Genomic DNA, 4,251 nt, shown 5'->3' with positions numbered 1-4,251 from the left:
AACAGTGTTTTGAGCAGCCCGCTGCTAGTTTCCTAGTTTGTTTTTTGATTTTCATTGAGTATTATTCGCTTTTTACCGGTTTGACATAGTTTTCAATTGGGTAGTTTTCAGGGTTCAAAGTCAACTCCTTGCCTTTGACCAATTGAGCTAGGTGGTAACCAATAATAGGACCAGTTGTGAGGCCTGATGAACCTAGTCCACTAGCAGCGTAGACACCTGCCAATTCTGGCACTTGCCCAAAGAAAGGAGAGAAATCACTAGTATAGGCACGGATTCCCACACGCTCAGCCCTTGAAGTCGCTCTAGCTAAAACTGGATAGTGAGGTAAGGCTGCCTCCTCCATTTGCTGGAGCAAGATTTCATCTACCGTCAAATCAAATCCCATATCATTTTCATGGGTAGCACCTAGGGACAATTTACCACCTGCAAAAGGAATCAAATCCCATTCCCCTTCTGGCATGACAACAGGGTAAAATTCCATGTCTTGGGCCAGCTGATAATCTCGGAGCTGTCCTTTCTGAGGACGGACATCCACAGCATAACCCAAGGGTTCTAACATATCCCCCAACCAAGCTCCCGTCGCCAAAATAACCTGCTCAAACTCCTCTTCACCAATCTGGTAGCCTGATGCTAACGGTGTCAGAGTCACTTTTTCTTTGACCAGCTTGACATGACTGGATTCCAGCAAACGAGTCACTAAAAGTTGGCCATCTACTCTCGCTCCACCAGAAGCATAGAGCAGACGGTCAAATCCCTGCAAACCAGGGAATAATTCATTAGATGATGCTTGGTCCAGAATGGCTAATTGCCCTATCAAGGGAGATTCTTCTCTGCGCTGGAGGGCTAATTCATAGAGTTCTTCCAACTTGGATTCATCCTTTTTCAGGAGAAAGACTCCCGAACGATGGTAAAAGTCGATTTCTTGCCCTGATTTCTCTAAATCAGCTAATAAATCCACATAAAAATCAGCCCCTAAGCGCGCCATTTTGTACCAAGCTTTATTGCGGCGTTTGGAAAACCAAGGACTGATAATTCCTGCTGCAGCCTTGGTAGCCTGACCTTGTCCATGGTCAAAGACGGCTACCTCTAGGTCACTTTCTTTCGAGAGGTAGTAGGCAGCTGTTGTCCCCACAATTCCTGCTCCAATAATGGCAACTTTTTTCATTGTTATAATTTATTCCTTTTGTTTCACTCAAGGCACAACACAGAATAAAAAAGTTTTGTGCCCTTTATTTTGTTTTATACTAGACCTCCATACTATCTTATTCTTTCCAATAATTATCTATCTAAGAGATTATCCTATTCTTAATTGTCAATAAGTTCACCCAGTCCTCTGGAAGACCGTAGTGTCTCAAATCAACTTGTTCTCTACTTCCTTCTTCTAGTAAATTTTGTATTTTTTATTCCAAAAATTCTGGGTTTCTAGGGATATGGACAAAATAAGATGTCTCATTGCTATAAAATAAATAAATAATGTCTTATCATCATTCTCTGAGTTTGTCTCCAATAACTCCTTATCAGAATGATGAAGAGCAGGTAAGGTATGGTGTAAGCGTTCATATAATCTGCCATTATATGAGCATATATTTCTAAGATATCGAAGTGCATTACACCAGGACAATAAGATTTTAGCTGGAATTTTATCATCCTTATACAAGAGCAAACTAATATAAGCAGCAACCTTATTTCGATAACCTGGTTGTAAGGCGACAAGAAATGATGATATATTTCCAAATGTCATTAAACGAAAAACAGTCCAAGGCAACACAACACCATATTGTCTAATCTGATTCTTTACTATGGAATCATCTTGTTTTTCAAAAATAAACCGCGATAAATGATACTTTGTTTTCAAGACAGTATCCTGACGTTTAGGGTTATCCTTGCAGTATTTAGATTGTTCAGAAAAATATAAATCATCGTCTTCAAAAATATAAATAGTTTTTTGGTATCCAAGCGTCAGAGCATCAGCGGTACTCTTTTTCAAAAAGACTTCAATTCTCTCCAATATTTCTTGAAGGAAATTTCTAAGGTAACTATCAAATAAGTAGGCTTACTTAGCTAAAATATACTGACGATTAACCAATTTACCATAAATCTACGCAATCCTTTTTATAAAATTCATCATCAACATTATATGAAAAATCCCAATGAGATTTATCTTTCATATGTTGATACAATTCTTCTTCTGTCAGTGCAGGTTCAATCGCCATTTTTAACGTAGTAGGTGCTAACACAGGATTATAAACTAATCGTATTTTATCAACTATATCAATATTTCAAGGAATATATTCCTTGAAATTTGTTAATTCAAATATGGCAACATTCATTCTAACAGTCTCCACTATATGAAAAAAGGTCACCTAGTTATACATTGCTGCACCTTTGATGACTTCTAATCTACCTAGATTATACCACAATAATCCCTATTAATCAATAGAAATATTTTTTAAGTGTAGTATATTGAGCCTAGAATAGTAGGCTACGGATTCTAAAATATTTCTAGAAATTAATTTGACTTTCTCAATCTCTTTGTTCATATCTTATTTCAATCTACTATATATGATATACGTATGGTTGGTTATGGAGAGCACAATCATCTGACAAAACCAAGTGATAGAGAGCGCTTACATCAACTCCTAAAGAAAGATGGATAGAAAGACGCTTTTCAACTTCTTTCTATCCATTACTTCCTTCAAGAGTCCACACCAGCAATTTTCAGTTCCATTTCATGAACTATCTTACTTGTTTCGTGTTTCTTCTTTATCTTACTCTACCATCAAAGACTTCTACTTGTACTAGAGGAGGAAGCATTCCCATTTAAAAGACGGTGTCCTGTTCCCAGAACCACTTCCCCACTAGAAGCTGGTATATTCCCACTACAGGTTTGCGACTAACTTTTCCTATCGTCATTATCCAGCAATGTAGTAACTTCTATGGTCGCCTGCGATATTTCAACATGTCGCTTATCTTAGCTGAGCAAGAATCGCTTTGAGTTTCTCAATCAACTCGTCTTCTGTGTGGTCAGACTCTTTCTCATTGGCTAGGAAAGCAACTGCTTGAGCGAGAGCTTCTCGTGCTTGGTCGAGAACTTTCGTATCCACATTTGTAGAATCCAATTCTGCTTCAAGCTTGCTTAGTTCCTTGACCAATTTCTTGAGTTCTGACTCTTTCTTACGACGCGCGATGAGGAAGAGAAGGAGCCCAAGAAGGGCAAGTAGACTGCCAATCATTACTACATATGAAAATTCAGTAGTTGTCTGACTATCGTCTTTCATCTGATCTTTTTCTTGATTTTGCTGGTCTTCTTTCACACCTTTTAAGGAGTCTATTACCTCTCTCACTCTTCTAACAATATCACGCAAATCGGACTCTGTCAAACTTTCGTCATTAAGAGCTTGTTTAATCTCTGTAAGAAGAGCTTTAGCTGACTCAAGCATTGTACTATCTATATCATCCAAATCTTTCAAACGACTTTCCAATCCTTCAACCAATCGAGCAAGCTCAGACTTGTCAACAGGACGAGTCTCGTTAGGAGTCACTGTAGTTCCTGAATTGTTTGGAGTGCTTGTAGAAACTGGCGTTTCTTGAGTCGAAGTGCTTGCTTGTGCCTGTCCAACAGTAGACGATGGAGTAGTAAGGGTCGTATTGCTACTATTGTCAATTGTCACACCAGGGGCTGGAGTATTGCCTCTGTTATCTGGTGTCACACTGTTGCTATTGCTGCCAGCAGGGTTGGTAGTAGCTCCATTGTTGGTGTTGCCACTGTTGCTAGTATCAGTACTATTATTACCAGATTTTTTCTCTACGGTTTCTGTCGATGGAATTTCTTTAGTTGTTCCATCTGGTAATGTGACAGTTACGTCTCCATTGTCTTTTACAACTACGTTGGTGGCTGTTGGGTTAGCTTTCGAAACGGCTTCTTTAACTTTGGCTTTTTCGGCTTCTGTTAAATGCGCTGGGTCTGCTACTGGCGTTACTACCAGAGCTGTCTTGTCTGCTTTGTCGACTAACTGCTCTTTCGCTTTGTCTAACTTACCTTGCGCTTCTGTTACTTTTTCTTGCGCTTCTTGAACTTCAGCTGCTGTCGCATTGTCACCTTTAGCTAATACTGCTTTGGCTGCTTCCTTCGCTGCTGCAACATCTGCTTCTGCTTCTTTCTTAGCGGCTTCGTATGCTTGAATACTTTCTGGTGTCTTACCTTCTGTACTTACAGCTTCATCTAACTTCGCTTTATCCTCAGTTAGTTTA

4 protein-coding genes are annotated in these 4,251 nt (G+C 39.3%); all 4 read right to left on the bottom strand.

Going from position 1 to position 4,251, the window contains the following annotated elements:
- Positions 1–61: 61 nt before the first annotated feature.
- Complete coding sequence (locus tag HT669_RS07660; RefSeq protein WP_000754685.1) at positions 62–1,165, bottom strand: FAD-dependent oxidoreductase; 1,104 nt, start codon at positions 1,163–1,165, stop codon at positions 62–64.
- A 216-nt stretch (positions 1,166–1,381) separates the two neighbouring features.
- A complete protein-coding gene (locus HT669_RS11215; protein WP_240147741.1) occupies positions 1,382–2,008 on the bottom strand; it encodes an Abi family protein in 627 nt (208 codons plus the stop codon).
- Between the two features lie 79 nt (positions 2,009–2,087).
- A complete protein-coding gene (locus HT669_RS11405) occupies positions 2,088–2,213 on the bottom strand; it encodes a hypothetical protein (protein ID WP_014017312.1) in 126 nt (41 codons plus the stop codon).
- 753 nt (positions 2,214–2,966) lie between these two features.
- A partial coding sequence (locus HT669_RS10830) for a hypothetical protein (RefSeq protein ID WP_188093789.1) occupies positions 2,967–4,251 on the bottom strand: 1,285 nt, incomplete at its 5' end.

This window comes from Streptococcus sp. 2100 (assembly GCF_013276335.1).
Lineage (GTDB): Bacteria > Bacillota > Bacilli > Lactobacillales > Streptococcaceae > Streptococcus > Streptococcus pseudopneumoniae.
Note: the sequence above shows the minus strand (reverse complement) of the source record. Positions and strands in the feature narration are given on the sequence as shown.